Below are 26,104 nucleotides of genomic sequence, written 5' to 3' on the forward strand. Positions count from 1 at the left end.
GGCATAGTGGCCGGGGTGAGCGACCGCATCGACGGCACCGGCAACCACGCAGCCGCCACGCCGCCACCCACCTTCGCCGACGTCCGGGCGGCCGCGGAGCGGATCCGCGGCCACGCCCATCGCACCCCGGTGCTCACCTCGCGGCGGGTGGACGACGAGCTGGGCGTCCAGCTGTTCTTCAAGGCCGAGAACCTGCAGCGGATGGGCGCGTTCAAGTTCCGCGGGGCGTTCAACGCGCTCTCCCGCTTCGACGACGCGCAGCGGCGGGCCGGCGTGGTGGCGTACTCGTCGGGCAACCACGCCCAGGCGATCGCGCTCTCGGCGCGGCTGCTGGGCATCCCCGCCACGATCGTGATGCCGCACGACGCGCCCGCGGCGAAGGTGGCGGCGACGAAGGGCTACGGCGCCCACGTCGTGGTCTACGACCGCTACACCGGGGACCGGGAGGCGATCGGCAACGCGCTCGCCGCCGAGCAGGGCCTCACGCTCGTCCCGCCCTACGACCATCCCGACGTGATCGCCGGGCAGGGCACCGCGACGATGGAGCTGATCGAGGACGTCGGCGAGCTCGACGCGATGTTCTTCCCGGTCGGCGGCGGCGGGCTCAGCTCGGGTGGCGCCCTCGCCGCGAGGGCGCTCTCCCCTGGCTGCGAGATCGTCGGCGTCGAGCCGGAGGCGGGCAACGACGCTCAGCAGTCGCTGCGGGCCGGCTCGATCGTGCACATCGACACCCCGCTGACCATCGCCGACGGCGCCCAGACCCAGCACCTCGGCGCGCTGACGTTCCCGATCCTGCAACGGGAGCTGGCCGCCATCCACACCGCGACCGACGACGAGCTGGTGGCGGCGATGCGTGTCTTCGCGGCCACGCTCAAGATCGTCGTGGAACCCACGGGCTGCCTGGGCTTCGCCGCGGTGCGCCGCCTCGCGCCGCAGCTGCAGGGCAAGCGCGTCGGCGTCCTGATCAGCGGCGGCAACATCGACCTCGACCGCTACGCCGCGCTGCTGGGCGGCTGACGCTCACCGGCCGGTGGCGCCGTCCAGGCGTTCCCGCAGCAGGTCGGCGTGGCCGTCGTGGCGCGCGTACTCGGTGATCATGTGCAGCACGATGCGCCGCAGCGAGATCGGCTGCCCGCTGGACAGCTGCACCCCGGTCTCGTCCAGCGATGCGGCCTCCGCGACGATCCGCCGCGACGTCGCGCACTCGGCCCGCCACACCGCGAGCGCCTCGCCAGGATCTCCCTCGAGCCCCTCGAAGTCCAGGTCGGGCGCGTCGTCGGTGTAGTAGAGGTGCGGCACGTCCGCGCTGCGGAACTGCTGCTGGAACCACCACCGCTCGGTGCCCGCCAGGTGGCGGGCGAGCCCGTGCAGGCTCAGCGCCGACGGTGCCACCGCACGTTCGGAGAGCTGCGCGGCGTTCAGGTCGCGGCACTTGAGCTCGAACGTCTCCCGGTAGTGGTCGAGGTAGGCGACGAGCAGTTCGCGCTCACCCGCGATGGGAGGAAGCGCGGCACGGGTGTCGTCGGCGAGGGTCTGCGCGTAGTTCTCCGGCGGGATCGCGGTCACGCGGCCAGCCTGTCATCCGGTTGCCGCGGCAGCAGCAGGGCCGGGACGACCGCGAGCGCGGCGAACGCCACCGCCCACCAGAACGCGTGGCCGAACGCCACGGCGACGACGGGCTGGGCGAGCAGCTCGCGCTGCAGGATGACCGCCAGCACCGCGGTGCCGAGCGAGGCGCCGATCTGCTGCATGATCCGCGTGGTGCTGCTGGCGTGCGGGATCTGCTCGCGGTCCAGGCCCCGGTAGGCGCCGACCATGACGGCGAGGTTGGCGGCGCTGAGTCCGATGCCGCGCAGGACCAGGCCCGCTCCCAGCAGCCAGTAGCTCGTGTCCGCGGTGCCGAGCGCGAACGGCACGGTGCCCAGCGTGCTCAGCGCGATGGCGCCGAGCACCACCGGCCGGGGCCCGATGCGGTCGGTCAGCGTGCCGGCCATCCGGGCCAGGAGGCTGCCGAGCCCCTGGGGCACCAGCATCAGCGCGGCGGCGATGACGCCGAGACCGCGGGCGTCCTGGTAGTAGATCGGCAGCAGGAGCATCGGTCCGAACAGCGACAGTCCCGAGAGGAACAGCAACGCGGACGAGGCGGCGAACGAGCGGTTGCCGAACAGCGTCAGATCGATCAGCGGACCCGGCACCCGCACCGCCCTGACGACGAACGTCACGAGCAGGAGCGCGCCGACGAGGACGGGAACGAGCACTTCGGGGGCGTCGAACCGGCCCTGCACACCCACCTGGGACAGCCCGTAGAGCAGCGCCGCGAAGGAGGGTGACAGCAGCAGCAGGCCGACCAGGTCGAGCCGCTGGACCCGGCCGCGGGAGTCGGCCGGCAGCGCCCACCACGCCAGCGCGACCGCCGCGATGCCGAGCGGGAGGTTGACGTAGAAGATCCAGCGCCAGCTCAGGTTGCCCACGATCAGCCCGCCGATGACCGGCCCCAGAATCGGTCCGACCAGCACCGGCAGCGTCACCACCGACATGAGCTTGCCCAGCTGTCGCCCGCCGGCAGCACGCAGCAGCAGCGTCTGCAGGATCGGCAGCATCAGCCCGCCGCCCACCCCCTGCACGGCTCGGAACGCGATCAGCGAGCCGACGTCCCACGCCATCCCGCACAGCGCCGAACCCACCAGGAACAGCAGCAGCGCCGCGATCCACATGCGCTTGGCCCCGAACCGCTCCACCGCCCACCCGGTGATCGGGATGGCTGCGGCGAGGCCGAGCAGGTACGCCGTGCTCACCCACTGGATCACCGACACCGTGGTGTCCAGCTCCACCGCCAGCGTGTGGATCGCGATGTTGACGATCGTGCTGTCGAGCAGCGGGGCCAGCACGCCCAGCACGAGGATCCCGGCCAACCTGAGCACGGCGGGATCCAGCCGCGCCGTCGGCGTCTCCGTCATCACCAGCACCTCTCGTTCAATAAGAGACGCTACGTCTCTAATCTGTACGATAGGCTCACCCCCTCAAGAGACGCAACGTCTCTTCTGAGGAGTTGCTGTGACGCACGGAGTGGCTCGCAGACGGCGGGGTGTCGAGCTCGAGGAGACGATCCTCGAGGCCGCCTGGCAGGAACTGGCCGACGTCGGCTACGCCCGGCTGACCATGGACGGCATCGCAGCCCGCGCCCGCACCGGCAAGCAGGTGCTCTACCGGCGGTGGCGCAACCGCGCCGAGCTCATCGTCGCCGCGATGCGGCACAACACCGGCTCGATCGTCGAGCAGATACCCGACACCGGGACCCTCCGCGGCGACGTGCTCGCGATGCTGGCGCGCATGGCCGACCGGTACGCGGAGATCGGTCCCGACCTCGTCCACGGGCTGGTGGCCGAGATCGCCGAACTGGATCCGGCGATGTTCGACGTGATGGCCACCGCGATGACCGCCGTGCTCGCGCAGGCCGCGGAGCGCGGCGAGATCGACCTCTCGACGATCAGCCCGCGGGTGGCCACGGTGCCCACCAACCTGCTGCGCCTCGAGATCCTGATGGCCAGCGCACCCATCGCCGAGCACGTGCTCATCGAGATCGTCGACGAGGTGTTCCTGCCGCTCGTCAGCGCACGACGCTGAGCCACGTGGCCCAAGCTCACGGGCCCGGCCGCGGCCGGATGACGTATTCGCAGGTCAAGACCGGATTCCAGGCGTTGATTCCGAGTACGTTGCGCGACGCCGCCCTCCGTCAGATCAGCACATCGCTGTGCGAACCGCGGCCGCGCCGGGCGAGCGGAGGGATCACCCGTGCCCCGTCACCTCATGATCGCCGCGGTGGTTCTCGCCACCGCTCTGGCACCCACCGGAGCCGCAGCAGCCGCCCATGACCCGCAGTCCCGATCCCGGGCTACGGCGACGTCGAGACCTTCGGCTACGGCGCGGACGACGCCGTGATGCGGGCAGCACTCGCGAAGCAGCCGTTGCGGCCGATACCGCTGGCCGTCCTCTCTCACGGCAAGCCGTTCGACGTGCCGGCGGACTCGGGATTCGGGCCCGGCGAGCTGGAGGCGCTGCTGCAGAAGGCGAACGAGACCCAGGCCACCCTGGTGCCGGACGCGCGCTACTACGTGGCCCACCAGAGCCGCCACGACATCCACCAGGACCAGCCGGACCTCGTGGTCGAGGCGATCCGGGAAGTGCTCGCGGGCGTCCGGCACCCGGACACCTGGTACGGGCTGACCTCGTGCTGCGCGAACTGACCTGCGGGCGCGACACGACATGCAGGCCCGCGTGCGGCCGGCAGCAACCATCCGGACCGAAGTCCCGGGCGGGGAAGCGCGGGATCGGCTTGCCCGATCCACTGGTGGCACTCCTGCGGCGTCACAGGATCAAGCAGCAGGAGGAGCGGGAAGCCGCCTGCGACCTCTGGCAGGAATCGGGCTACGTCTTCACCACGCCAACAGGCGGCCCGCTGAATCCCCGGACCGACTACACGGATTGGAAGCGACTGCCCGGCAGGGCCGGCGTTCCGGAACGCCGGCTGCACGATGCGCGGCACACCGCCGCGACGGTTCCACTCCTGCTCGGGGTCACCGAGCGGACGGTCATGTCGGTGATGGGTTGGTCGAGCACCGCGATGGCTGCTCGCTACCAGCACGTCATCGCATCCATCCGACGCGACGTCGCGACCCGAGTGGGCGGGCTGCTCCGGACGCCACCGGTCGATCCGACGACCGGCCCCGGCGAGGCTGGAGGGTCGCCAACAGCCGCCTGAACGGGGCGAATGCAACCAGAAATGCAACCAGACGCAGAAACGCCGGGTGCCCCCTCGCGGGAGTCCCGGCGTTTCTGCTGTTCAGGCTGGCGGTAGCGGTGGGATTTGAACCCACGGAGGCTTGCACCTCACACGCTTTCGAGGTCTGCCGTCAGGCGTCCGGTTCAAGCCGCGTCCGTCCCGACCTGCGGCGCCACTCTCCCGCGACGGCGTCCCGGACGTGGTCGGACGGTGGCGAATGCGACTACAACTGAGTCTGACGACGATCATCCGGCAAGCCCAGTTCCTCGGCGGTCACGATGGAGGTGACATGTGCCAAGGTGGCGCGGACATCAATGCTGAGCTGGTCGACGATGATCGACACACCAACGAAGGTCGCTCCGCATGCATCGACCAGTTGGGCGGCCGCGCGCGCTTGACTGCCTCGCTCCGCCCAGTCGTCGACCAGCAGCACCCGATCGGACGGTCCGACGGCACGCTGCATGCGCAGGTTGTGCCGTTGTCGTCGGTAGTCCTCGTCCGACCACGCTGTCACCTTCGGCCCAGGCAGGAGCCCGCGTTCCTTCCTGATCGCCACGAAGCCGACGTCGAGTGCCACCGCGCACGCTCCGCCGAGCAGAAACCCGCGCGACTCGATCCCGACGACCCGCGTCACGCCCGACGTCGTCCAAGGAGCGACAAGCCCCTCAACGACGGACCGCAGGCCCACGGCATCTGCGAAGACACGCCAGACGTCCGCGTGACCATCTTCCCACTGGAAATGACGGAGGACGGCAGTCCGCGCGGCCGATGACACGGATCGACCGTAGTGCCACGGCGGACCGCTGCGACGTCGGATTCACAGTGGGCTGTCAACCTGCCCTTGACCTGTGGCGATGCCGCGTCCGCCACCGCCGCGACCGCGCATAGTCCGCGCGGGTCGTTCTTCCTGCCCACGCCGGGAGCTGGTGGTGATCTCCTCGCGGCGCGGGTGGAATCCTGCCGGGTCGAGGGGTGGCAGCCCTCGGGCGTGCCGTGAGGAGATCACCACCCCGCCGCACTCCCCCCCGATCTCCGAGCGATGTCGGGTTCGGGCGGAGCCTGATCTTTCTACTTCCGGGGATGACGTCCGAGATGCTTGTCGATCTCGGGCGGGCTCGGCTGGCTGGTCGGGCCTCATCCGGCGCGAAGCGTGGATATCTGCTCAGTGTCGTAACGGGCCCGAACGGCTGCGATGGCGTCGGCGTCGGGTGGGCCGTCAACGGCCAACACTTCGGCGAGGTCCTGGAAGTAGCGCTCGTGACCGGGCGGGGAGGTGAAGAAGATGAAGGTGGCCGGCGCGGGACTGCGGTTGGCGATCGAGTGGGCCACGCCCTTGGGCACAAACACGAAGGTGCCGGGGCCGCCGACCACGGTGCGCTCCCCTGCTCTGGCTTCGATCTCGCCGTCGACGACGTAGAAGTACTCCTCGATGCTGCTGTGACGATGGGCTCCGGTGTCGAAGCCGGGAGCGGCGCGCATCTCGAACGCCGAGCCGCCTTCGCCATCCTCAGCCCCGCTGAGGAACAACACCTGTGTCCCGCGCAGCCATACGCCGTTGGCCTCGCCCGATTGGCGGATGATTCCCTCGCTGGCCATCTGAACTCCTCTCGTCGGACAGTGGTCCTAGCTTCCGGCCCTGGGGTGGCGCTGTCGCGCGTCGCGGCGACGCTCTGAGTGTCACGGTGGTGACAGAGAGCCTCTCGGGGCGTGTGTCGCCGCCCAGGCGAGGGCCTCGGGGTCGGCGACGAAGACGGCTGATCGTCGACGCTCGACGATGTTCGCTTCCTCGAGCCCCTTGAGGACCTTGCTGACACTGGCTCTGGAGGTTCCGGCCAGACCGGCGAGTCCCTCCTGGGTGAGCGGGATGACCGTGCCGGCCTCACCGTGGCCGTAGAGGTGGGCCAGGGCCGTCAGACGGCGCAGCACCCGGACCTCGACAGGCACGAAGAGCGCTTCGACCAGCGCCGCGGCGAAGGCCCGGACCTCGGTGGCGAGCAGGTCGATCAGGACTTGCCCCATGGCCGCGTTACCCAGACACCGCGACCTCAGGTGCTCAGCGTCGATCACCAGAGTCACCACCTCGTCCAGGGCGATGGTGGTCCCGTACCGGCGGGCCACACCAGACTGCAGCGCGAGAAGCCCGAAGGTGTCGCCCGGGCCAAACACCCGATACGTGACGGTCTCACCGGTCTCGATGAACGCGCAGGAGGCGACATGTCCGCGCTCGATCAGATGGACTGAATCGGCCCGGTCAGCCTCGTGGAAGATCACCTCATCACGCCGGTACCGGCGACGGCGCCCCATCCCGAGCAACTCGTTCCGGTCGTGCTCGGTGAGCCCCCGGATCAGCGGCCAGACGGGAACATCTCGGTCATCCACGTGCTCTCTCCCCGAATCGCGAGGGCCTCGCCAGATCTTCATCGCCCGGTTGGACGCCTGAACCAGGACTGCACACGGTAACCAACCCATGTCGGCGAGGAATGTCCAGCGCGAACGAGGTCGACGGTGCACGCGGCGAGGTAGTCGTCGGGCTGGACGCGACTGCGCGGCGTGGCCAACCTGGCTTGTGGATCAGTGATGCTTCCGAGGCGAGGGGCCGGGTAGGACGGACCGACGGCCGCGCCCGGGCCGGAGGTAGAGGGGGTGGACGGCGGGCCGGCATAGCCGGCCCCCGCCGCCGAAGGCGGCGTCTTGACGGACGGAACGGGGCACGCTGGGCCGTAGCTCTCGCGCTCGGGCTGCGGCAGGGGGAAGCGCTCGGGTTGAAGTGGTCCGACGTCGACCTCGACGCCGGGTCGATGTTCGTCCGGCGTGGCCGGCTGCGTCCTCGGTGGCGTCACGGGTGCGGTGGCACCTGCGGTCGGAAGTACGCCGGCCACTGTCCGAAGCGTCAACCGGAGCGTGACGAGACGGCGGAGACCAAGTCCCGCGCGGGCCGGCGTGGCATCGGGTTACCGGCTGAGCTGGTGGAGCTCCTGCGGGCTCATCGGGTCGAGCAGGACCGGGAACGGGAGAAGGCGGCGCAGCTCTGGGTGGACGGCGGGTGGATGTTCACCACTCCGACCGGAGGCCCGTTGAACCCGCGCACGGACTGGGACGACTGGAAGAAGCTGCTCGTCCGGGCCGGCGTACGGGATGGCCGGCTGCACGATGTCCGACACACCGCGGCGACCGTGCTGCTCCTGCTCGGCGTCCCGGAACGCGCGGTCATGGGCATCATGGGGTGGTCGCACACGGCGATGGCGGCTCGCTACCAGCACGTCACGTCGGCGATCCAACGTGACATCGCGTCGCGCGTCGGAGACTGATCTGGCAGGCCAGCGACGGGTCCGCGGACGACGAATGAGACTACAACTGAGACTAGAAGCAGAAACGCCGGTCGGGTCCGTGTGGACCGTTCCGGCGTTTGTGCTGTTCAGGTTGGCGGTAGCGGTGGGATTTGAACCCACGGAGGCTTGCACCTCACACGCTTTCGAGGCGTGCTCCTTCGGCCGCTCGGACACGCTACCGCGGACGAGCTTACAAGAGCCCTCCGCCAGCACTCGCCACCCCCTCACCCGAGGAAGTCGGCGGCGCTGCCACCGGTTCAGGCCAGTCCCGCCGCCGCCATACCCGCGGTCAGCACCGTGGAACGATCGCGCGTCCGGACATCGGGCAGCGCCGCCCACTCGGCGCGGTCGGTGCTGCCCCGGAGCTCGTTGCGCAGTGCACCGCCCACCACCTGCCCGGTGTAGACCAGCTGCAGGGCATGGATGTCGGCACCGGGCTCGGGGCGGGCCCAGACCGCCGAGTCGACGCCGATGAGCTTGCCGAGCTCCACGCGGTACCCGGTCTCCTCGGCCACCTCACGCACGGCAGCCGCCTCGGGACGCTCCCCGTGGTCGAGCCCGCCACCCGGCAGCGTCCAGAGCCGCATCCTGGCCAGCCGCACGACCAGCAACGCACCGTCCCGCACGCAGACGACGTACGCGCCCACCCTCGTCGGACGAGGTTGCTCCATCAACGAAGGGTAGTCGGTGCCCGGTGCCCGACGAAGAACGATTCGAGCAACGCCGCACATTCGGCTTCCAGCACGCCGCCGACGACCTCGGGACGGTGGTTGAGCCGCCGGTCGCGCAGCACGTCCCAGATCGACCCGGCGGCACCCGTGCGCGGTTCCCAGGCGCCGAACACGACGCGGTCGACCCGGGCGAGGCTCAACGCGCCTGCGCACATCGTGCAGGGCTCGACGGTGATCGCGACCGTGCAGCCGTCGAGGCGCCACTCCCCCCGCACGGCGGCCGCGGCGCGCAGCGCGAGCACCTCGGCGTGCGCGGTGGGGTCGCCGAGCGCCTCGCGGGCGTTGCAGGCCACAGCGAGCTCGGCGCCTGCGGCGTCGACGACAACGGCACCGATCGGGACGTCACCCGTGCGCACGGCGGTGCCGGCGACCTCCAGCGCGCGCCGGACCAGCGCCTCGTCGGAGGCGGTGGACCGGGTCAGCGGAGGTCCGCGACGGCCTCGGCGAGCGCGTCGCCGAAGCCGCAGCGCCTGCTGATGGCGGCGAGCTGCTCGTCGGGATAGAGCTCGAGCTCGCCCGCGAGCACCTCGAGCTCGTCGGCGGGCAGGCCCAGGTCGGCGAAGATCCCGAGATCGCCCTCCGGCCACGGGTCGTCGAGCGCGTCCTCGTCGGGCGGGAGCTCGACGCGCAGCAGGTCGAGCACGTCTGCAGCGACGTCGTAGTCGAGCGCGGCAGCGGCATCCGACACCATCAGCGAGACGCCGCCGGGTGTGGGGCGCAGCAGGACGAAGAACTCGTCGTCGACGTCGAGCAGGCCGAGCACCGCTCCCGTGGAGCGCAGCTCCCGCAGCTCGGTGATGGCGGTGTCGAGATCGACGAGCGCCTCCGAGGTCAATCGGGTGCAGCGCCAACGACCGTCCTCCCGGACTGCCGCAACGGCAAATCCGGCGAGGGCCTGTTCCCGCACGTCCGCGGGCGCTTCGACGCTCTGCACCGCCATGACACTACGGTAGGCCCGAAATCGACTGTGGTCCAAACCACAACCGGAAGTTGACCCGCACGACACCTTCCGTAGGTGCCAGGATCGGCATCATGTCACCGGCCGCAGCCCGCCTCCGCGATCTCTCCGCCAGGGCCCGCGCGGTGCAGCCCCGCACCGTCGCGCTGCGCCGGCAGCTGCACCGCCACCCCGAGCTCGGCCTCGACCTCCCGCGCACCCGCGACGCCGTCGTGACGGCGCTGGCCGACCTCCCGCTGCAGGTGCACCTCGGGCGCGCGGTCTCATCGGTGGTGGCGGTGCTGGAGGGCACCCGCCCCGGACCGACCGTGCTGCTGCGCGGTGACATGGACGCGCTGCCGCTGTCGGAGGACACCGGGCTCGACTTCGCCTCCCGGGTCGACGGCACGATGCACGCCTGCGGGCACGACACCCACGTGGCGATGCTGGCCTCTGCCGCCCGCGTGCTCTGTGATCGTCGCAGCGACCTGCGCGGGCGTGTCCTGTTCATGTTCCAGCCGGGTGAGGAGGGCTTCCACGGCGCCCGGCACATGATCGACGAGGGGCTGCTCGACCACGGTGGCCCCGGCGGGCGCCCCGACGCGGCCTACGCGCTGCACATCAGCGCCACGGTGCCGACCGGCGAGATCCACACCCGGTCCGGTCCGCTGATGGCCGCGGCCGACGCGCTCACCGTCAACGTCACCGGGCGGGGCGGCCACGCCTCGGCCCCGCACGACGCGCTCGACCCCGTGCCGGCCGCCGCAGCGATGGTGGGCGCGCTGCAGACCATGCTCACCCGGCGTGTCGACACCCACCAGCCCGCCGTGCTGACCATCGCGCACATCTCGGCGGGCACCACCAACAACGTCATCCCCGAGACCGCGGTCATGGAGGGCACGCTGCGCACGCTGTCGGAACCGACGCGGGCGCTGCTGCACGAGGAGATCCACCGCGTCTGCACCCACATCGCGCTGGCCCACGGCTGCACCGCAGAGGTGGTGATCGGCGCCGGGTACCCCGTCACGGTCAACGACCCCGACGCGGTGCAGCGCCTCGAGACGCTCAGCGCGAGCATGTTCGGCAACGGGCGCGTGGCCACCATGCCGTCGCCGATCATGGGCGCGGAGGACTTCTCCTACGTCCTCAACGAGATCCCGGGGGCGCTGGCGTTCCTCGGGGCCTGCCCGCCGAGCGTCGATCCCGGCATAGCGCCGCCCAACCACTCCAACCGGGTCGTGTTCGACGAGTCCGCCATGGCCGCGGGCGTGGCCGTCTACGCGGGGCTCGCACTCGACACCCTGCGCTAGCGGCCGCGATCACAGCTCGCCCAGCACCTCCTTCGTCGTGGCGATGCGGGCGAAGCCGCCGCCGTGCAGGTTGGTGGCGGTGGCCGCGGTCAGCTGGTCGGCGGTGAGCACCCTGCCGTCGGGCCCCGCGAGGTCGAACGTGTGCGTGGCGTCGAGCGCCACGGTGACCCGGTGGCCGAGGTTGCCGCCGACGCGCGCCGTGGTCTCCACGCACATGTTCGTCTGGATCCCGGCGAGCACGATCGCCTCGATCCCCTCCCGGTGCAGCCAGGCGTCGAGGTCGATGTCGCCGTGGAACGCGGAGTTGACGGTCTTGCTGATCAGCAGGGCGGGTGCCACGCCGTCGAGCTCTGGCTTGAAGGCGTTGCCGGTCGTTCCGGGTGCGAGCGGGGAACCCACCTGCACGGAGTCGTGGCGGACGAGGACGACCGGCTGACCGGTGTCTGCCCACCCGGCCAGCAGCGCGGCGATGTTGGCCTCGGCGCCGGGGTTGTTGCGCGGGCCCCAGAACGGGTCGTCGAAGCCGCGCTGGACGTCGATCACGATGAGTGCGGTGGTCATGCGGACGAGACTGCCGTCCCGATCCGGCTTCGGGTAGTGGCAGGGTTGTCCCGATCAGATACTTTCCTGCCATGCGTGTTGTCGGACTGCTGCTGCTTCCCGGTACCCGCTCGTTCGACGTGGCCGTGGCCGCCGAGGTCTGGGGCATCGACCGCACCGACTCGGGCATCGGCCCGTTCGAGCTGCGGATCTGCGCCGCCGGGGCGGGCACCGTCGCGCTCTCACCGGTCGGGCAGCTCGTGGCCTCGCACGACCTGGACGCGCTCGTCCAGTGCGACCTCGTGGTCGTGCCCGGCCGGGCCGACCCGCACGCACCGGTGCCGGCCGCCGCGATCGCCGCGCTGCTCGCCGCGCACGCCGACGGCGTCGCGATCGCGGCGCTCTGCTCCGGCGCCTTCACGCTCGCAGCGGCCGGGCTGCTCGACGGACGCGCCGCCACCACCCACTGGCGCCTGCTCGACGAGCTGGCCGCCGCCGCCCCGGCGGCGCAGGTCCACCGCGACGTCCTGTTCACCGGCGACGGCGGCGCCGGCGCGCCCGTGCACACCTCGGCAGGCGTGGTCGGGGGCCTCGACCTGTGCCTGCACCTGGTGCGCGACGCGTTCGGTGCGGACGTCGCGGCCGCGCTCGCCCGGCGGCTGGTCATGCCCCCCACCCGCGAGGGCGGGCAGCGGCAGTTCGTCGAAGCGCCGGTGCCGGTGCGGCCCGCCGCGCCCGGGATCGCGGCCACGGTCGACTGGGCGGTGGCGCGCCTCGCCGAGCCGATCGGCGTCGACGGCATGGCCGCGCACGCCGGGATGAGCGGGCGCAACTTCCACCGCACCTTCGCCGCCGCCACCGGGGCCACGCCGGGGCGCTGGCTCACCGTGCAGCGGGTGCTGCTCGCCCGCCGGCTGCTGGAGACCACCGACCTGCCCGTGCACCGGGTCGCCGAGCGGTCCGGGCTGGGCACGCCTGCCAACCTCCGACGCCGGTTGCGCGACGCCGTCGGAGTCTCCCCGGACGCCTACCGCCGCACCTTCGCCCAGCCGGCTCCCGCCGCCGGCAGCCATGCAGGATGAACCCGTGACTTCCTCAGACATGCCGTCATTGCTGGAGCTCGGCATGGCGATCCGCTCCGGCGAGCTCTCCCCCACCGAGCACGTCGACGACGTGCTGCAGCGCCTCGCCGCCGATACCCACAACGCCGTGATCAGCGTCGATGCCGAAGGCGCCCGGGCACAGGCCCGCGCGCTCGCCGACGAGCTGGCACGCGGGCAGTGGCGCGGGCCGCTGCACGGCGTCGCGGTCGGCGTCAAGGACCTGATCGACGTGGCCGGTCTCCCCACCCGCGCCGGCTCGCTCGTGCTCGCCGACGCCCCGCCTGCCGCGGCCGACGCCGCGGTGGTCGCCCGGCTGCGCGCCGCGGGAGCGATCCCCATCGCGAAGCTGCACACCCACGAGTTCGCCTACGGCCCAACCGGCGACATCGCCGCCACCGGTCCCGCCCGCAACCCGCACGACCCCACCCTGATCACCGGCGGATCGTCGTCCGGCCCGGCCGCCGCGATCGCCGCCGGGCTGGTGCCGCTCGCGCTGGGCACCGACACCGGCGTGAGCGTGCGCGGCCCCGCCGCGCTGTGCGGGGTCGTCGGGCTCAAGCCGCACCGGGGGCACCTGTCCACCGAGGGTGTCTTCCCGCTGTCGGAGACCTGCGACCACGTCGGCCTGCTCACCGCCGACGTGCACGGCGCCTCGGTGGCGTGGGACGTGCTGGAGCGTGCTGAGGGCACCGGCGGCGGCATCCAGCTGCCCGGGGTGTCCGGCGTGCGGATCGGGGTGCCGGTCGACGACTACTGGCGCGCCGCGGATCCCGCGATCGCCCCGGTGGTGGCGGCGGCTGTCGAGCGCCTGCGCGCGGCGGGCGCCGAGATCACCGAGGTGCGCACGCCGATGATCGACGAGCTGGCCGCCACCTACGCCACCATCGTCGGCGCCGAGGCCATCACCACGCACGAGGCCTGGATCGCCGAGCGCCCGCAGGACTACCAGGAGGCCACCCGCACGCGGATGGCCTCGTTCGCGTCGCTGCCCGCCACCGCCTACGTCGCGGCACAACGCACCCGGGTGCGCCTGGTCGCCGCGATGCGCGCGGCACTCGGCGACGTCGACGCGCTGGTGCTGCCCACCACCCGGCTGCGGGCCACGCCGATCGGGCAGGAGGAGGTCGAGATCGGCGGGGTGGCGGTGGCGGTCCGGCCGTCCCTGCTCGCGCTGACCCTGCCGTTCAACCTCGCCGGCTGGGCCGCGGTCTCGGTCCCGGGAGCGGTGCCGGCAGGCGACCTCCCGGTCGGTGTGCAGGTCGTCGGTGTCCGGCTGGAGGAGCGCGGGGTGCTCCGGGTGGCCGGCGCACTGGCCCGTGAGAGTGCCGCGTACGGTCTCAAGCCGTGACCGAGCAGACCGTGATCGGCCGTGCCATCTGCGTGATCGGGACCGGCCTCATCGGCGGCTCGCTCATGCGGGCCGCGGAGAAGGCCGGGCGCACGGTGTGGGGCACCAGCGCCTCCGCCGAGACCGCGGCCGAGGCCCGCGCCGACGGGTTCGACGTCACCACAGACACCGACACCGCACTGCGCCGAGCCGCCGAGGCCGACGCGCTGGTGGTGCTGGCCGTCCCGCTGCCCGCGCTGCCCGGCGTGCTGCGGCGCGTCGACGCGGTGGCACCGACGTGCCGGCTCACCGACGCCGTGAGCGTCAAGGTGGCCGTGGCCGACGACGTGGCCCGGTTCGCGCCGCGGGCGCGCTACGTCGGCGGGCACCCGATGGCAGGCACCTCCACGTCGGGCTGGTCGGCGGGCACCGCGGTGCTGTTCGTCGACGCGGCCTGGGTCGTCGCCGCCGACGACGGGCTCGACACGGACGTCTGGGCCGACGTCGCCGAGCTGGCCTGGGCCTGTGGGGCGCGGGTCGTGCCGGCCGCCGCCGACGAGCACGACCTCGCCGTGGCCCGGATCTCCCACCTCCCGCACCTGCTCGCCGCCGTACTGGCGGCCGTGGGTGCCGCGGGCGACGACGATCTGACGCTGGCGCTGGCCGCGGGATCCTTCCGCGACGGCACGCGGGTGGCCGGTACCAACCCCGACCTCGTGCTCGCCATGTGCGAGGGCAACCGGGACGCGCTGCTCGCCGCCGTGGACGACGCGCTGGGCAGGCTCGGGGCGATGCGGGGAGCGCTCGCGTCCACCGGTGGGCTCGCCGCCACCGTGCGCGCCGGCTACGCCGGGCGGCAGCGCTGGGCCGCTACCCGCGACCCCCAGGGCGTGCAGGTACGGCGCGGTGGCCGCACGTCGCTCGCGGCGCTGCGCGAGATCGGCAGGCGCGGTGACGTGGTGACCGGGTGGTCGAGCTGATCCGACCGGCTCAGGTGGCGGCGGGCGCCGCCGGCTGAGCAGCGTGACGGCGGGCGATGCCGGGGTAGTCGAGCACGACACCGTCGGCGTCGACGGTGAGATCCGCGCTGAAGTCACCCGACCGGAAGTTGACGACCGCGGTGCCGTTCTCGTCGAGAGTGGACACCGTGCGGTAGGTCTGCTCGACGAGTTCGACGTCGAGCGCAGGCAGCGACACGAACACCATCGGGACGGTGTGCTCGCCGGCCTCGCGGTGCAGACCGAGCCTGCGGATCGGCAGCGTGTTGAACATCGCGCTGTAGGCGAGGTCGACGTCGACCGCTCCTCCGAACTCGGTGCGCGTGCCGCCCGAACCCGTGTCGAGCAGCCAGTACCCGTCCTCGGTGCGGTTGATCGTGAGGTGGCGTTCACGGGCCGCGGTCGCGCACGTCACCGACAGTCGTTCGACGGTGCCGCCCTCGGCCACGATCAGGCGATAGGAAGCCGTGAAATCGCCGTCCGGATCGGCCTGAACGCTGCGTCCGAGTGCTCGGAAGGCGCCGTCGACTCCGAGGAGTAGTCGGGTGCCCTCGAACCCGTGACCGTCCTCGTGTTGCCAGGTGAGCATCGTCGTCACCGGAGCCACCGTAGCCGACGCCGGCGACGAACCCCCTCCTGCAGAGGGGGTTCGTCACACGATGTGAGATCCACTCACTGGCCGGCGGGCTCGGCGGGCTTGTCGGCGCCCTCGCCGCCGGGGATCAGGTCCTTGAGCTTGTCGACGGCCGCGTCGACCTGATCGGCATGGCCGAACTTGTCCTTGACCATGTCGCCGACCTTCTCGGCCGCGGCCTCGACCTTGTCGCCGTGCTCGTTGAGCAGTTCGCCCGCCTTGCCGGCAAGTGCGTTGAAATCGACCATGATGCTGACTCCTTCTCGAGCGGTGACGGGCCACATCCTGCACCCCCACCGGCCGCCCCGACCAGGTTCATCGGAGATCCACACCCGATGTCCACCTAACCGTGGCCGGGATCGTCACGGACGCGCCGGAAGACCGGTTGGCGCAGGCGGCCGTTGCCGGACCAGCCGCGATGGGTGATCTCGACGGCCACCTTCGGTTCGCACCACCGGACCCCGGCCGTCTCCGTCGGCGTCAGGCGTTCGCCGAACGGCGACACCGGGGCCGCCACGAGCTTCGCGCCCAGCAACCGCTCCGCCGTCGCTCCCGCGAACATGACCTTGCCGGCGTAGCGCAGCCGGTCACCGTCGGGCACGCCGAGCAGCAGCGTCCCGATCCGCGTGCCACCCGTCCGACGCGGCCGCCAGCCGCCGACGACGCAGGTCAGCGTCTCGCGGCGGGTCACGGTGACCCAGTCCGCGCTCGGCTCACCCGGCCGGTAGGCACCGTCGCGGCGCTTGGCCACGATCCCCTCCATGCCCCGGTGCACGGTGGCGTCCAGCAATGCCTGGCCGTCGGTGTAGACGGGTGACAGCGTCACGGCGGCCGTGTCGGCGATCGCCATCCGCTCCAGCGTGGCGCGGCGCTCGTGCCACGGCCGCGCCAGCAGGTCGACGCCGTAGAGCCGCAGCACGTCGAAGGCCATGAGGGTGACCGGCTTCGCAGCGGCCACGCGGGGTTCCGGCGGGGCGGCCACTCGTTCGGCGAGCGCGGCGAAGCTCGGCACGCCGCCCTCGAGCAGCACCACCTCGCCGTCGATCAGGACGTCCGGCGCGAGCCCGATGAGCCCGGCCAGCTCCGGGAAGCTCGCCGTGACGTCGCCATCGGCGCCGGTGATGCGCAGCGCGCCGTCGACGACGTCGACGAGCACGCGCACGCCGTCCCACTTCACCTCGAACATCCACTCCGGGCCCTCCGGGAGGGTTCCAGGGGTGGCGAGCATGGGCTGCACGCCGTCATGCTGGCACCCATGCGCGCGATGTGGAGTGGAGCGGTCTCTTTCGGGCTGGTCAGTGTGCCGGTCAAGCTCTACTCGGCCACCACCAACCACGACATCAGGTTCCACCAGGTCCACGCGGCCGACGGAGGGCGGATCAAGTACAAGCGCACCTGCGCGATCGACGGCGAGGAGGTGGAGTACGCCGACATCATCAAGGGTTTCGAGACCGAGGACGGCGAGCTCATCACCCTCTCGGAGGAAGATCTCGACTCGCTGCCGGCCGCGTCCGGGCACGAGATCGACGTGATCGAGTTCGTTCCTGCCGACCAGATCGACCCCCTGCTGTTCGACAAGAGCTACTTCCTCGAGCCCGAGGCGAAGGCCGCGAAGCCCTACGCGCTGCTGCGTGAGGCGCTCGTGCAGACCGATCGGATGGCCGTGGTCAAGGTGGCGCTGCGCCAGCGCGAGAGCATCGCGCTGCTGCGGGTGCGGGGCAAGGCCATCGTCCTGCAGACGATGCTGTGGCCCGACGAGGTGCGCGAGCCCGAGTTCGACATCCTCGACGCCGAGGTGGAGCTGCGCCCGCAGGAGCTGCAGATGGCGGCCTCGCTCGTCGAGAGCCTGGGAGCGGAGTTCGACGCCACCCAGTTCCACGACGACTACCGCGACGCCGTCGAGGCGCTGATCGAGCAGAAGCGCACCACCGGCGACACGCGGCCGGCCCCCGTCGCGGAGAAGCCCAGCGACGAGGGCGACAGCATGACCGACCTGCTCTCGGCGCTGCAGCGGAGCGTCGAGGCGGCGCGGGCCGCGTCGGGCAAACCACCGGAGCCCGCCGCAGAGGAGGCCCCGCCCGCGAAGAAGGCAGCGTCGCGCAAGAAGGCCGAGCCCACGGCGGACGCCGAGGACGAGGACGAGAAGCCGGCCCGCAAGCGCACCCGCAAGCCCGCCTGACCACCATCAGGGGCCCAGTGCGCGTCAGGGGCCCAGTGCGCTGTCGGGTGGACGGACGTCGTTGGCGAGCGCGTCGAACAGGGCGCTCGCGCGCTTCTTGTCCCAGTTCACCTGGCCGTCGGCGGCCGGGACCGTGGTGGAGATACCGCTCGAGATCCCCTTCATGGCGAGGCCGAGCTGGGCGAGGTTCCACAGGTGGTCGCCCTTGTCCACGGTGATCGTCTTGGACAGGCCGGTGGCCAGCGGCACGATCTTGAACGGGTTGAGCAGCGTGGCCGGGCTGGTGACCTTGCTCAGCAGCGCCGAGAGGAACGCGCGCTGGCGCTCGACGCGGCCGAAGTCGGAGCTGGCCGTGGCACGCGTGCGCACGTAGCCGAGCGCGGTGGCCTTGTCGAGCGTCTGGCAGCCTGCCTTGATGTCGAGCGCGGCCTTGGGGTCCTTGATGGCTTCCGGCACGCACAGGTCGACGCCGCCCACCGCGTCGACGACGTTGACGATGCCGAGGAACCCGATCTCGGCGTAGTGGTCGATGCGCAGGCCCGTGGCCTGCTCGACGGTGTTGATGAGCAGCTCCGGGCCGCCGCCGTCGGGACCGCCGCCGTACGCGTACGCCGCGTTGATCTTCGACCGGCCATGGCCGGGGATGTTGACCTGCGAGTCGCGCGGGATGCTGACGAGCGTGGAGGGCCCGCTGCCGGTGTGCAGCAGCATGATCGTGTCGGTGAGCTGCGACGTCTCGTCACCGGTGGCGTAGAGCTGCTTCTCCGCCTCCGTCAGCTGCTGGCGACTGTCGGAGCCGACGATCAGCCAGTTGGTGCCCTTCGACGTGGCGGTGCTGTCGGCCGGCAGCGCGACGGTGCGGCTGAGCGTGGTGTCGATGTAGACGCCGAACCCCACGACCACCAGCACGAGCACCAGCAGCGTGATGCCGATCCGCCGCCACCACCGGGGACGTCGACGCCCGGTGCGCACGCGTGCGGGGCGTCGCGGTGGTGGCCCCATCGGACGTCCACCCTGGCGCGGCAGCCCGCGCTCGGGCGGCAGCACCCGGGTGTCCTGCAGCGGGGGGCCCTGCTGGGGACGCCGGCCCTGCTGGCCCCATGACGGCCCCGGCCCCCGCCGCGGGGGCGGGCCGGGTGGCGGCGGACTCCCGCCTCGGTACGGACCGTTCATGTTCCCCACCATCCCCGTCGCGAGACGCCGTGTGCTGCCCCGTCCGGCGGACGGTCACGATACGCAGGACGTCCGTCGTCCCCTCCACGAGGACGAACGAACCGCCGACCGGGTTCCGTGACCGTGCCGGACGCTCAGCAACGGCTCAGTAAGGCAGCAGCGGCTCGCCCTCGAAGAGGCCCAGCTCCTCGACGTAGAACTCGATGCCGACACCGTTGGGGTCGCGGATGTAGATGCTGTTCTCGATGCCGCGGTCGGGTCCGATGTAGTCGACGCCGGCCTCCTCGAGCCGCTTCTTCGTGGCGTCGAACGACTCCTGCGTGGTGGACAGCGCGAGGTGCTGCACCGCGCCGATCGTCTCGGAGTAGTCGGGGTGGTCGTGGCCCGGGAAGTCGAAGAATCCCAGCAGGTTGTGGTTGCCGATGTCGAAGAAGAAGTGGCTCGACCCGCGGTAGTCCCGGTTCTCCACGAGCTCCACCAGCGGGAACCCGAGCAGGTCCTGGTAGAACCGGACCGTCTCCTCGACGTCGCGCGCGACCAGCGCCAGGTGGTGCACGCCACGCACCGTCGTGGGCGGCCGCTCCCCCATGGGACGCAGGTACTTCTCCTTGAGCGCAGCGCGGCGCGCCCGGACTGCCTCGAGTTCGGCGCCTTCTGGCTGTGGCATCGCAGCTTCCTCTCTCATCGGGTACCGGCAGCAACGGTAGTTGCATCTACAACATTCCGTGGTCGATCCACGGGAAGATCGCTCCCGTGGATCTGCCCCTGCTCGAGAACGACCTAACCACCGACGGCCTCATCCAGCCCGCCCTCGTCACCCGGAAGCTGCAGGCGGACATTCCGGCGGTGGTGGTGCTGTGCTTCTTCCCCGAGGTCGTCGCCGCACTGGGCGGGGCCGGCGGCAGCCAGGTCTGCCGGCTGTCCTCCGAGCGCGGCCACACACCGGTCTGGGAGATCGAACTGGGCGGCACCCGACTGGCCGTCATGCAGCCCGGCGTCGGTGCTCCGCTCTCTGCCATGTCCTTCGAGGAGCTGATCGCCCTCGGTGGGCGGCGGTTCGTGGCGGTCGGCGGTGCCGGGGCGCTGGTGCCCGAGCTGGTGCTGGGCCACGCCGTGATCGTCGAGAGCGCCGTCCGCGACGAGGGAACGTCGTTCCACTACCTGCCGCCCGGCCGTGTCGTCGACGCCGATCCGCACGGGGTGGCCGTGCTCGAGGCGACCCTCGACGCCGCCGGGGTGCCCTACCGCACGGCCCGCACCTGGACGACCGACGCGGTGTACCGCGAGACCCGCTCGCGCGTGGATCGCCGCGTCGCCGAGGGCTGCATCGTCGTGGAGATGGAGGCCTCCGCGTTCATCGCCGTCGCGCGCTACCGCGACGTGCGGTTCGCCCAGCTCCTGCTCGCCGCCGACTCGCTGGCCGGCCCGGCGTGGGAGCACCGCGGCTGGACGACCGCACGCGAGGCCCGCGAAGGCATGTTCCGGCTCGCTGCGACGGCCGCAACGCTCCTCTGAAGCGGCCTGCCGACCGTTGCGGTCGCAACCGGGCGGCAACGCTCCTACTATCGAGGTGATCCTCGACATCGGGAGACGGAATTGGCGCAACGCGGCGCACGACCGCACGCTGCACCACCGGACGCTGCACCACCGGATGTCGGGCCCGCGGCCGTGCAGCGTCCGGAGATCGCGCTGTCGTGGCATCGCGCGCAGCTGGCCGGCCTGCAGCCGTCGCTGTCGTTCCACGGCATCAGCCACCAGGAGGTCGATCGCCGCAGCCGGTTGATCCGCGCCGCGACGCCCGTGCTCGACTCGATCGCCGAGAACCTCGCCGGCACCACCTTCTCGGTGGTGCTCGCCGATCGGGACGCCCGGATCGTCGACCGCAGGGTCGGGCAGTCGGGCATCGCCGACTTCTTCGACGCGCTCGGCATCACGCTCGGGCGCCAGTTCACCGAGGACCAGACCGGCACCAATGCGATCGCCACCGTGCACGAGCTGCGCCACGGCGTCACCGTCTACGGCGATGAGCACTACGCCGACGTGCTCAAGGGGTTCTCCTGCTACGGGCACCCGATCTTCCATCCGGCCACCGGCCGCCTGGACGGGATCCTCGACATCACCTGCCCCGTCGACCAGGCCACCGAGCTGCTGGCCCCGTTCCTGACCCGCGGCGTCCGCGACATCGAGCGGATGCTGCTCGAGGGGGCCAGGGAGGCCGAGCAGCGGCTGATGCACGCGTTCCAGATCGAGTCGGCGCGCCGGCGCGCGCCGGTGCTGGTGCTGGGCGAGGACGTGGTGCTCGCCAACCCGGGAGCGATGGAGCTGCTCGACGCCGCCGACCACGCCGCGTTGCGGGGAATCGCCACCGACCTGCCGCAGGGGTCGCTCACCCACCGCCTGACGCTGTCATCCGGGCGTGCCGCCACCGTGCGGATCGAGCCGGTCGCGGGCACCGGGGGCGTGCTGTTCGCGTTCGAGCCCGCGGCCGAGCGTCGCGTGGTGCCCCGCGGCGCCCCCGACGACACCGGCACCCGCATGCGCCGGACGTTCGCCGAGCAGCGCACCCGCCGTGAGCGCGTGCTGATCAGCGGCGAGCCCGGCACCGGGCGCAGCACGGCAGCGCGCGAGCTCGCCGGCGGCGCGCCGGTCGCGGTGCTCGACGCCGCCACCGTCGAACGCACCGGGCCGATGGCGTTCGAGTCGGCGCTGGCCGAACTGCTCGCCACGCACACCGGGTTGCTGATCCTCGAGGACGTCCACCGGCTGCCGGCCACCGTTGCCGGCCGCGTGATGCGCGCGGTGGCCGAGACCACCTGCTGGATCGCGGCCACGTGCGACCCGCCCGCCCACCTGCCCGCCGAGCACGCGTCGCTGCTGGCCTGCTTCCCAGCGCGGGTCGAGCTGCCGGCGCTGCGGTCCCGTCGCGAGGAGCTGCCGGCGCTCATCAGCGCGATGGTCACCCACATCGACCCGGACGCGGCGGTCCGCTGCACCCCGCGCGCGCTGCAGGTGCTGGCGGCGCACCCGTGGCCGGGCAACCTGCACGAGCTGCACCTCGTCGTCGAGGCGCTGCTGGACCGGCGCTCGGCGGGCGACATCACCCCTGAGGACATCCCGGCCGCCTACCGGGGCAGCACCGCGGCCAGGCGCTTGGCCCCGATCGAGCAGATCGAGCACGACGCGATCGCGCGGGCACTGCTGGCGTGCGGCGGCAACAAGGTGCAGGCGGCCGAGCAGCTCGGGATGAGCCGCTCCACGTTCTACCGGCGGCTCCGGACGCTGGGCGTCACGGAGTAGCCGCTCAGATGAGCCCGCGCTCGCGTCCGACGTAGACGGCGCCGGCCCGGCGTGAGACCCCCAGCTTGCGCATCACGTTGCCCAGATAGGACTTCACGGTGGTGCACGAGAGCTCCAACCGAGCGGCGATCTCCGGCGTGCTCATGCCCTCACCGGCGAGTCGCAGCACCTCCAGCTCGCGCGGGGTGAGCCGGTCGTCACGCACCTCCTGCACGGCCAGCGCCCGGCGCACCGCCGCGGCGGCGGCCGCGTCGAACGCCGTGCGCCCGCGGGCGACGGCACGCACGGCGGCCGGGTAAGCGGCCGAGCCTGCGGTGGTGCGCAGGTATCCCCGGGCGCCGGCGCGCACCGACCCGACCACGGCGACGTCGTCGTCGGGCGGGCCGAGCACGACGGTGCGGCAGCGCGGGAAGCGCTCGACCAACGACCGGCACAGGGACAGGCCCCCGGTGTGCAGCTCCACGATCGCGACGTCGGGCCGGTAGCGGGCGACCACGTCGTACAGCTCGGCAGGGGACCCGATCTCGGCGACGACCGAGATGCCGGGATCGGCGTGCAGCGCGGCGCGCACCCCGGCGCGGTAGACGGGCCGGGAGTCGACCACCACCACCCGCACCACGGTACTGGGCAGGCGGGTCGGTTGGCGGTACTGGCGCGACACTGCGGGCAGGACGTTGACCGTCACCGCGTGAGCATCGGCGCCCGCCACCCCCGCCAACTGTGCCAAGTTGGCACAGAGTTTCGGCACGCCCGTCCCAACTCGCAGGCACATCCGTCCCAACTCGCGGGCACATCCGTCCCAACTCGCGGGCAGGGCTGGTCCCGCTCACGCGCGAGTTGCGGTGGAACGTCCCGCGAGTTGGGGTGGAACGTCCCGCGAGTTGGGGTGGAACGTCCCGCGAGTTGGGGTGGAACGTCCCGCGAGTTGCGGTGGAACGTCCCGCGACGTGGGGTGAAAGGGCCGTCTGCGCTAGAGCCAGCGGGGTGGGGTCGGGACCTCGACGCTCGCGCCTGCCGAGCTCGTGGCGGTGAGCCCGACCGGGCCGGTACGTCCGACCAGCCACGACAGGAGGTCGGCACCGGCGCCGCGGACCCGGACGGGTTCGGCATCGGAGCCGAGCACCCACGTCTCATCGCGGTCGGTGGCCTCGAGCACCGCAGCCACGCAGCCGTCCTTGGTGGAGAGGGTGCGTGCGGCGTCGGCGATCACCGCGTCGACGACGTCGGCGGGGATGTCGGCGACCGTGGCACCGGTGCCGAGGTCGACCGTGTGCAGCCAGACCTCGCGGGTGCGCATCCAGGGCACCTCGAGCGCGGGCATCGGGCGGCCCTGCGCGCTGCGCAGCGTGGCGTTCCAGGTGGTGTCGTCGAGCGCGCCGAGTGCCGCGGTGAGGGTCTCCGCCGTGCTCACGAGCTCGCCGCGCAGGGTGGTGGCGGAGCCGGTCGCGGTGGCCTCGATGTCGGCGTTGCGCTGCTCGGGTCCCGAGTACATCGGCGTCTCGACGCCGGTGCGGGCCCAGTTCGCCAGCCGGGTGAGCGCCTCGGCGTTGCGCGCCATGTGCGCGACGACGTGCGCCCGGCTCCACCCGTCGAGCGCGCTGGCCGCGCGCAACTCGTCGTCGGAGAGAGCGTCGACGGCCGCGGTGAAGAACGCCGTGCCCGCCGTCATCCACGCCGTTGTGACCACTGTGTCCCGAGGATTCGTTCCCTGATCCGCCACGGGACGAGCCTAGCTCCGCACCCTGCGGCTGCTCTCCACGAGTGCGAGGCCCGCGCGCAGCGCGCTGGCCGCGTCGAGGGTGGCGTCGCGGGCCTTCGCGCTGACGGCGGTGAAGCTGGCGTATCCGTGCACGAGCCCGTTGAACCGGCGGGCCACCACCGGCACACCCTCGGCGCGCAGCCGGGCTGCGAGCTCCTCGCCCTCGTCGCGCAGCGGGTCGAAACCGGCAGTGGCGAGGTAGACCGGGGGCATGGCCGACAGGTCGGCGGCGCGCAGGATCGCACCGCGAACGTCGTCGACCGGCACGCCGTCGGGCAGGTAGAAGCGCTCGAGCTCGGCGAGATCGGCCGCGGTGAGCCCGAACCCGGTGGCGAACAGCTCCCGCGAGCCGCCGACGCGCTCGACGTCGGTGACCGGGTACAGCGCGAGGACGAAGGCGGGCACCGGGTCACCGAGCTCGGCGGCCTGGTGCGCCACGACGAGGGCGAGGTTGGCACCCGCGGAGTCACCGCCGACGGCGACGAGCCCGGGGTCGGCCCCGAACTCGGCGGCACGGGCCGCCGCGGCGCGGTAGGCCGCGATCGAGTCGTCGAGCCCGGCCGGGTAGGGGTGCTCCGGGGCCAGCCGGTAGTCCACCGACAGCACCCGGACTCCACTCTGCGCGGCGATCAGCCGGCACAGCGGGTCGGACGAGGTGAGGCTGCCCAGCACGAACCCGCCACCGTGGAAGAACACCAGCAGTGCGGAGCGCTCCGGCGCCGACGGCGGGACGTAGAGCCGGGCGGGCACCGGTCCGGCGGCACCCGGCAGCTCCAGATCGCGGGTCTCGACGTCGGCCAGGCCCGGTTCCGCGGTGACCTCGGCCGCGGTGTCGGCCTGCCGCCGCTGCTCCGCGAGGGCGGCCAGCCGCATGTCGTCCGCGTCGGGTCCGCCTGCGCCTCCGCCCGGGCTCGGCATGGCGGCAGCCAGCCTGCCGAGCAGCTGCAGGTCGAGGTCGAGCACCTGGCCGTCCCGCTCGATGGGACGGCCTGCCAGTTGTCGTTTGAGTGCCCTGGGGAGTCCGAAGAGAGCACGAAGGAACCATCGCATCGCCCGCAGGCGCAGCCACGCGCCGATCATGCTTCGACGTTACGCCGCGTAACGCCGCTGACGTGGGCTTTCCGTGGTGAGCGCCATAGCGATCAGCCGGTCGCGCGGCACGCCCGACCGACCGCTTCGGGCGAAAAGCAACCCGACTTCCCCAAATGGCCTAATCTTGATACTCTCAGCAACAGGTCAGTAACTTTCCGTCACAGAGCGCGTGTCGCAGTCCTCGGCCAAAAGGGGTTGCCATGACCAGTTCCGAGAGTGCCCTCGCAGATTTCGACTTCACTCTGCAGCCGATCGGCTTTGCGCTGGCACAGGAGTTCCTGGCCACGCCGGACGAGCGGGCCCAGTCGGTGGTGGTGCGGCTGTCGATGTCGCCCGCCGACCCGGCGTCCCCGATCGACTGGTTCGCGCCTGCCGAGCCGGTTGCCGAGATCGACGAGCCCGAGGCGGAGATCCTCAGGGCGAGCTGACGGCGACCCGCGCCACCGGTCGCAGCGGCACCCTTGCCAGCAGGGCTGCCGACCGGCCGGCGATGACGGGCTGCCCGAGAACCAGCACCGCGAACCCGACGCTGACGGCTCCGAGCAGGACGACCTGCCCGCCCGCGACCCCGCGCACGAGCAGTGCTGCCGACCACTCGTCGGCGCCGATCGGCACGATCACCATGATCAGTAGTGCGGTGCCGAGCAGATGTGCCAGCCACCGCGCTCCGGCGTGCCGGGTGGCAGCGGCCACGAGCGCGCTCGGGAGTGCGGCACAGGCGAACGTGACGGCGATGAAGAGCGATCCGGTCCAGGAGAATCCCGGAGCGGCGTCGCTCACGAGCGCGAAGAGGCGCATACCGCCCCTGGCCAGCGCCCCGCTGACAGCACCGACGACCGTGGCGGCCGCCAGCCCGCACAGCAGCACGCGCAGCACGCGGACCAGAACGTTCATGAGCCACCTCGCCAGGGATCG

Annotated in this window: 31 protein-coding genes and 1 tRNA gene; 13 read left to right on the forward strand and 19 right to left on the reverse strand. The window is 72.0% G+C overall.

The annotated features are described in order from the left end of the window. Positions 1 to 15: 15 nt before the first annotated feature. The gene (locus tag ACFPFQ_RS14400) at positions 16 to 1,017 is read left to right on the forward strand and encodes a threo-3-hydroxy-L-aspartate ammonia-lyase (RefSeq protein WP_379618812.1); all 1,002 of its coding nucleotides are present in this window, start codon (positions 16 to 18) and stop codon (positions 1,015 to 1,017) included. Positions 1,018 to 1,020: 3 nt separating this feature from the next. On the opposite strand, the gene ACFPFQ_RS14405 is transcribed toward ACFPFQ_RS14400, so the two are convergent. Both ACFPFQ_RS14405 and ACFPFQ_RS14410 read right to left on the reverse strand, forming a co-directional pair. Then, positions 1,021 to 1,566 carry a DinB family protein gene (locus tag ACFPFQ_RS14405; RefSeq protein WP_379618814.1) on the reverse strand — a complete coding sequence of 182 codons (546 nt, stop codon included), beginning with the start codon at positions 1,564 to 1,566 and terminating at the stop codon, positions 1,021 to 1,023. Beyond that, positions 1,563 to 2,957, reverse strand: coding sequence for a DHA2 family efflux MFS transporter permease subunit (locus ACFPFQ_RS14410; RefSeq protein WP_379618816.1), 1,395 nt, complete (start codon positions 2,955 to 2,957; stop codon positions 1,563 to 1,565). Before ACFPFQ_RS14410 ends, ACFPFQ_RS14405 begins: the two co-directional genes overlap by 4 nt. A 97-nt stretch (positions 2,958 to 3,054) precedes the next feature. On the opposite strand from ACFPFQ_RS14410, the gene ACFPFQ_RS14415 reads away from it, so the two are divergent. From ACFPFQ_RS14415 to ACFPFQ_RS14425, 3 genes are all read left to right on the forward strand, one after another. Beyond that, positions 3,055 to 3,624 (forward strand): TetR/AcrR family transcriptional regulator, encoded by a 570-nt coding sequence (locus ACFPFQ_RS14415; protein WP_379618818.1) that lies wholly within the window; start codon positions 3,055 to 3,057, stop codon positions 3,622 to 3,624. A 311-nt stretch (positions 3,625 to 3,935) separates the two neighbouring features. Then, a complete protein-coding gene (locus ACFPFQ_RS14420; RefSeq protein WP_379618820.1) occupies positions 3,936 to 4,244 on the forward strand; it encodes a hypothetical protein in 309 nt (102 codons plus the stop codon). Next, the gene (locus tag ACFPFQ_RS14425) at positions 4,229 to 4,759 is read left to right on the forward strand and encodes a tyrosine-type recombinase/integrase (protein ID WP_379618822.1); all 531 of its coding nucleotides are present in this window, start codon (positions 4,229 to 4,231) and stop codon (positions 4,757 to 4,759) included. Before ACFPFQ_RS14420 ends, ACFPFQ_RS14425 begins: the two co-directional genes overlap by 16 nt. 244 nt (positions 4,760 to 5,003) lie before the next feature. Here ACFPFQ_RS14425 and ACFPFQ_RS14430 read toward each other — a convergent pair whose 3' ends face one another. From ACFPFQ_RS14430 to ACFPFQ_RS14440, 3 genes are all read right to left on the reverse strand, one after another. Further along, positions 5,004 to 5,555 (reverse strand): phosphoribosyltransferase, encoded by a 552-nt coding sequence (locus ACFPFQ_RS14430; protein ID WP_379618824.1) that lies wholly within the window; start codon positions 5,553 to 5,555, stop codon positions 5,004 to 5,006. 359 nt (positions 5,556 to 5,914) lie between these two features. Beyond that, positions 5,915 to 6,376, reverse strand: coding sequence for a cupin domain-containing protein (locus ACFPFQ_RS14435; RefSeq protein ID WP_379618826.1), 462 nt, complete (start codon positions 6,374 to 6,376; stop codon positions 5,915 to 5,917). 81 nt (positions 6,377 to 6,457) lie between these two features. Further along, on the reverse strand, positions 6,458 to 7,159 hold the full coding sequence (locus ACFPFQ_RS14440; RefSeq protein ID WP_379618828.1) for a Crp/Fnr family transcriptional regulator: 702 nt from the start codon (positions 7,157 to 7,159) through the stop codon (positions 6,458 to 6,460). Positions 7,160 to 7,260: 101 nt separating this feature from the next. On the opposite strand from ACFPFQ_RS14440, the gene ACFPFQ_RS14445 reads away from it, so the two are divergent. Beyond that, positions 7,261 to 8,088 carry a tyrosine-type recombinase/integrase gene (locus tag ACFPFQ_RS14445; RefSeq protein WP_379618830.1) on the forward strand — a complete coding sequence of 276 codons (828 nt, stop codon included), beginning with the start codon at positions 7,261 to 7,263 and terminating at the stop codon, positions 8,086 to 8,088. Between the two features lie 113 nt (positions 8,089 to 8,201). Here the strand turns inward: ACFPFQ_RS14445 and ACFPFQ_RS14450 are convergent. The 4 genes from ACFPFQ_RS14450 to ACFPFQ_RS14465 all read right to left on the reverse strand — a co-directional run bounded on the left by ACFPFQ_RS14450 (position 8,202) and on the right by ACFPFQ_RS14465 (position 9,780). Beyond that, a tRNA-Ser gene (locus tag ACFPFQ_RS14450) sits at positions 8,202 to 8,289 on the reverse strand. A gap of 77 nt (positions 8,290 to 8,366) precedes the next feature. Next, positions 8,367 to 8,780, reverse strand: coding sequence for an NUDIX hydrolase (locus ACFPFQ_RS14455; RefSeq protein WP_379618832.1), 414 nt, complete (start codon positions 8,778 to 8,780; stop codon positions 8,367 to 8,369). Next, positions 8,780 to 9,262, reverse strand: coding sequence for a nucleoside deaminase (locus ACFPFQ_RS14460; RefSeq protein WP_379619256.1), 483 nt, complete (start codon positions 9,260 to 9,262; stop codon positions 8,780 to 8,782). Before ACFPFQ_RS14460 ends, ACFPFQ_RS14455 begins: the two co-directional genes overlap by 1 nt. Further along, complete coding sequence (locus ACFPFQ_RS14465) at positions 9,259 to 9,780, reverse strand: tRNA adenosine deaminase-associated protein (protein ID WP_379618834.1); 522 nt, start codon at positions 9,778 to 9,780, stop codon at positions 9,259 to 9,261. The genes ACFPFQ_RS14460 and ACFPFQ_RS14465 overlap by 4 nt, the downstream gene beginning before the upstream one ends. 92 nt (positions 9,781 to 9,872) lie before the next feature. Between ACFPFQ_RS14465 and ACFPFQ_RS14470 the strand changes: the two genes are divergently transcribed. Next, positions 9,873 to 11,087 (forward strand): M20 metallopeptidase family protein, encoded by a 1,215-nt coding sequence (locus tag ACFPFQ_RS14470; protein WP_379618836.1) that lies wholly within the window; start codon positions 9,873 to 9,875, stop codon positions 11,085 to 11,087. 9 nt (positions 11,088 to 11,096) lie between these two features. Here the strand turns inward: ACFPFQ_RS14470 and ACFPFQ_RS14475 are convergent, their stop codons facing one another. Beyond that, positions 11,097 to 11,648 (reverse strand): cysteine hydrolase family protein, encoded by a 552-nt coding sequence (locus ACFPFQ_RS14475; protein WP_379618838.1) that lies wholly within the window; start codon positions 11,646 to 11,648, stop codon positions 11,097 to 11,099. A gap of 71 nt (positions 11,649 to 11,719) precedes the next feature. Between ACFPFQ_RS14475 and ACFPFQ_RS14480 the strand changes: the two genes are divergently transcribed. The 3 genes from ACFPFQ_RS14480 (at position 11,720) to ACFPFQ_RS14490 (ending at position 15,037) form a co-directional block, all read left to right on the forward strand. Then, positions 11,720 to 12,709 (forward strand): GlxA family transcriptional regulator, encoded by a 990-nt coding sequence (locus ACFPFQ_RS14480; protein ID WP_379618840.1) that lies wholly within the window; start codon positions 11,720 to 11,722, stop codon positions 12,707 to 12,709. Positions 12,710 to 12,713: 4 nt separating this feature from the next. Further along, positions 12,714 to 14,078 carry an amidase gene (locus tag ACFPFQ_RS14485; RefSeq protein ID WP_379618842.1) on the forward strand — a complete coding sequence of 455 codons (1,365 nt, stop codon included), beginning with the start codon at positions 12,714 to 12,716 and terminating at the stop codon, positions 14,076 to 14,078. A 65-nt stretch (positions 14,079 to 14,143) separates the two neighbouring features. Beyond that, positions 14,144 to 15,037 (forward strand): prephenate dehydrogenase, encoded by an 894-nt coding sequence (locus ACFPFQ_RS14490; RefSeq protein ID WP_379619258.1) that lies wholly within the window; start codon positions 14,144 to 14,146, stop codon positions 15,035 to 15,037. 10 nt (positions 15,038 to 15,047) lie between these two features. Here the strand turns inward: ACFPFQ_RS14490 and ACFPFQ_RS14495 are convergent, their stop codons facing one another. From ACFPFQ_RS14495 to ACFPFQ_RS14505, 3 genes are all read right to left on the reverse strand, one after another. Further along, positions 15,048 to 15,644, reverse strand: coding sequence for a putative glycolipid-binding domain-containing protein (locus tag ACFPFQ_RS14495; protein WP_379619260.1), 597 nt, complete (start codon positions 15,642 to 15,644; stop codon positions 15,048 to 15,050). 83 nt (positions 15,645 to 15,727) lie between these two features. After that, on the reverse strand, positions 15,728 to 15,937 hold the full coding sequence (locus ACFPFQ_RS14500) for an antitoxin (RefSeq protein WP_379618844.1): 210 nt from the start codon (positions 15,935 to 15,937) through the stop codon (positions 15,728 to 15,730). A 95-nt stretch (positions 15,938 to 16,032) separates the two neighbouring features. After that, positions 16,033 to 16,917, reverse strand: coding sequence for a DNA ligase (locus ACFPFQ_RS14505; RefSeq protein ID WP_379619262.1), 885 nt, complete (start codon positions 16,915 to 16,917; stop codon positions 16,033 to 16,035). A gap of 27 nt (positions 16,918 to 16,944) precedes the next feature. On the opposite strand from ACFPFQ_RS14505, the gene ACFPFQ_RS14510 reads away from it, so the two are divergent. Continuing rightward, entirely contained in the window at positions 16,945 to 17,868 is a 924-nt protein-coding gene (locus ACFPFQ_RS14510; RefSeq protein ID WP_379618846.1) for a Ku protein, read from the forward strand. Between the two features lie 24 nt (positions 17,869 to 17,892). Here the strand turns inward: ACFPFQ_RS14510 and ACFPFQ_RS14515 are convergent, their stop codons facing one another. Together ACFPFQ_RS14515 and ACFPFQ_RS14520 are read right to left on the reverse strand one after the other, a co-directional pair. Next, on the reverse strand, positions 17,893 to 19,041 hold the full coding sequence (locus ACFPFQ_RS14515) for an LCP family protein (RefSeq protein WP_379618848.1): 1,149 nt from the start codon (positions 19,039 to 19,041) through the stop codon (positions 17,893 to 17,895). A gap of 145 nt (positions 19,042 to 19,186) precedes the next feature. Beyond that, positions 19,187 to 19,708, reverse strand: a complete 522-nt coding sequence (locus ACFPFQ_RS14520) for a VOC family protein (protein ID WP_379618850.1) — start codon at positions 19,706 to 19,708, stop codon at positions 19,187 to 19,189. Positions 19,709 to 19,794: 86 nt separating this feature from the next. On the opposite strand from ACFPFQ_RS14520, the gene ACFPFQ_RS14525 reads away from it, so the two are divergent. Then, entirely contained in the window at positions 19,795 to 20,556 is a 762-nt protein-coding gene (locus tag ACFPFQ_RS14525) for a nucleoside phosphorylase (protein WP_379618852.1), read from the forward strand. Positions 20,557 to 20,709: 153 nt separating this feature from the next. Beyond that, on the forward strand, positions 20,710 to 22,338 hold the full coding sequence (locus ACFPFQ_RS14530) for a sigma-54-dependent Fis family transcriptional regulator (protein WP_379618854.1): 1,629 nt from the start codon (positions 20,710 to 20,712) through the stop codon (positions 22,336 to 22,338). A 4-nt stretch (positions 22,339 to 22,342) separates the two neighbouring features. Here ACFPFQ_RS14530 and ACFPFQ_RS14535 read toward each other — a convergent pair whose 3' ends face one another. The 3 genes from ACFPFQ_RS14535 to ACFPFQ_RS14545 all read right to left on the reverse strand — a co-directional run bounded on the left by ACFPFQ_RS14535 (position 22,343) and on the right by ACFPFQ_RS14545 (position 25,177). Beyond that, positions 22,343 to 23,023, reverse strand: a complete 681-nt coding sequence (locus tag ACFPFQ_RS14535) for a LuxR C-terminal-related transcriptional regulator (protein WP_379618856.1) — start codon at positions 23,021 to 23,023, stop codon at positions 22,343 to 22,345. A gap of 285 nt (positions 23,024 to 23,308) precedes the next feature. Continuing rightward, positions 23,309 to 24,007 carry a maleylpyruvate isomerase family mycothiol-dependent enzyme gene (locus tag ACFPFQ_RS14540; protein ID WP_379618858.1) on the reverse strand — a complete coding sequence of 233 codons (699 nt, stop codon included), beginning with the start codon at positions 24,005 to 24,007 and terminating at the stop codon, positions 23,309 to 23,311. Between the two features lie 60 nt (positions 24,008 to 24,067). Continuing rightward, entirely contained in the window at positions 24,068 to 25,177 is a 1,110-nt protein-coding gene (locus ACFPFQ_RS14545; protein ID WP_379618860.1) for an alpha/beta hydrolase, read from the reverse strand. Between the two features lie 212 nt (positions 25,178 to 25,389). Here ACFPFQ_RS14545 and ACFPFQ_RS14550 point away from each other — a divergent pair, with 212 nt between their 5' ends. After that, positions 25,390 to 25,617, forward strand: a complete 228-nt coding sequence (locus tag ACFPFQ_RS14550) for a hypothetical protein (RefSeq protein WP_379618862.1) — start codon at positions 25,390 to 25,392, stop codon at positions 25,615 to 25,617. Here the strand turns inward: ACFPFQ_RS14550 and ACFPFQ_RS14555 are convergent. Further along, entirely contained in the window at positions 25,604 to 26,083 is a 480-nt protein-coding gene (locus tag ACFPFQ_RS14555; RefSeq protein WP_379618864.1) for a hypothetical protein, read from the reverse strand. The two genes, ACFPFQ_RS14550 and ACFPFQ_RS14555, sit on opposite strands and share 14 nt — an antisense overlap. Between the last annotated feature and the right edge of the window lie 21 nt (positions 26,084 to 26,104).

The organism is Pseudonocardia sp. GCM10023141, assembly GCF_042653605.1.

Bases quoted from the DNA above. Each gene is read 5' to 3' on its own strand.
- ACFPFQ_RS14410 (WP_379618816.1), bottom strand. From the start codon at position 2,957: ATGACGGAGACGCCGACGGCGCGGCTGGATCCCGCCGTGCTCAGGTTG.
- ACFPFQ_RS14435 (WP_379618826.1), bottom strand. From the start codon at position 6,376: ATGGCCAGCGAGGGAATCATCCGCCAATCGGGCGAGGCCAACGGCGTA.
- ACFPFQ_RS14445 (WP_379618830.1), top strand. From the start codon at position 7,261: ATGTCCAGCGCGAACGAGGTCGACGGTGCACGCGGCGAGGTAGTCGTC.
- ACFPFQ_RS14455 (WP_379618832.1), bottom strand. From the start codon at position 8,780: ATGGAGCAACCTCGTCCGACGAGGGTGGGCGCGTACGTCGTCTGCGTG.
- ACFPFQ_RS14465 (WP_379618834.1), bottom strand. From the start codon at position 9,780: ATGGCGGTGCAGAGCGTCGAAGCGCCCGCGGACGTGCGGGAACAGGCC.
- ACFPFQ_RS14470 (WP_379618836.1), top strand. From the start codon at position 9,873: ATGTCACCGGCCGCAGCCCGCCTCCGCGATCTCTCCGCCAGGGCCCGC.
- ACFPFQ_RS14475 (WP_379618838.1), bottom strand. From the start codon at position 11,648: ATGACCACCGCACTCATCGTGATCGACGTCCAGCGCGGCTTCGACGAC.
- ACFPFQ_RS14480 (WP_379618840.1), top strand. From the start codon at position 11,720: ATGCGTGTTGTCGGACTGCTGCTGCTTCCCGGTACCCGCTCGTTCGAC.
- ACFPFQ_RS14490 (WP_379619258.1), top strand. From the start codon at position 14,144: ATGCGGGCCGCGGAGAAGGCCGGGCGCACGGTGTGGGGCACCAGCGCC.
- ACFPFQ_RS14495 (WP_379619260.1), bottom strand. From the start codon at position 15,644: ATGCTCACCTGGCAACACGAGGACGGTCACGGGTTCGAGGGCACCCGA.
- ACFPFQ_RS14500 (WP_379618844.1), bottom strand. From the start codon at position 15,937: ATGGTCGATTTCAACGCACTTGCCGGCAAGGCGGGCGAACTGCTCAAC.
- ACFPFQ_RS14505 (WP_379619262.1), bottom strand. From the start codon at position 16,917: ATGCTCGCCACCCCTGGAACCCTCCCGGAGGGCCCGGAGTGGATGTTC.
- ACFPFQ_RS14510 (WP_379618846.1), top strand. From the start codon at position 16,945: ATGCGCGCGATGTGGAGTGGAGCGGTCTCTTTCGGGCTGGTCAGTGTG.
- ACFPFQ_RS14515 (WP_379618848.1), bottom strand. From the start codon at position 19,041: ATGAACGGTCCGTACCGAGGCGGGAGTCCGCCGCCACCCGGCCCGCCC.
- ACFPFQ_RS14520 (WP_379618850.1), bottom strand. From the start codon at position 19,708: ATGCCACAGCCAGAAGGCGCCGAACTCGAGGCAGTCCGGGCGCGCCGC.
- ACFPFQ_RS14540 (WP_379618858.1), bottom strand. From the start codon at position 24,007: ATGACGGCGGGCACGGCGTTCTTCACCGCGGCCGTCGACGCTCTCTCC.
- ACFPFQ_RS14545 (WP_379618860.1), bottom strand. From the start codon at position 25,177: ATGATCGGCGCGTGGCTGCGCCTGCGGGCGATGCGATGGTTCCTTCGT.
- ACFPFQ_RS14550 (WP_379618862.1), top strand. From the start codon at position 25,390: ATGACCAGTTCCGAGAGTGCCCTCGCAGATTTCGACTTCACTCTGCAG.
- ACFPFQ_RS14555 (WP_379618864.1), bottom strand. From the start codon at position 26,083: ATGAACGTTCTGGTCCGCGTGCTGCGCGTGCTGCTGTGCGGGCTGGCG.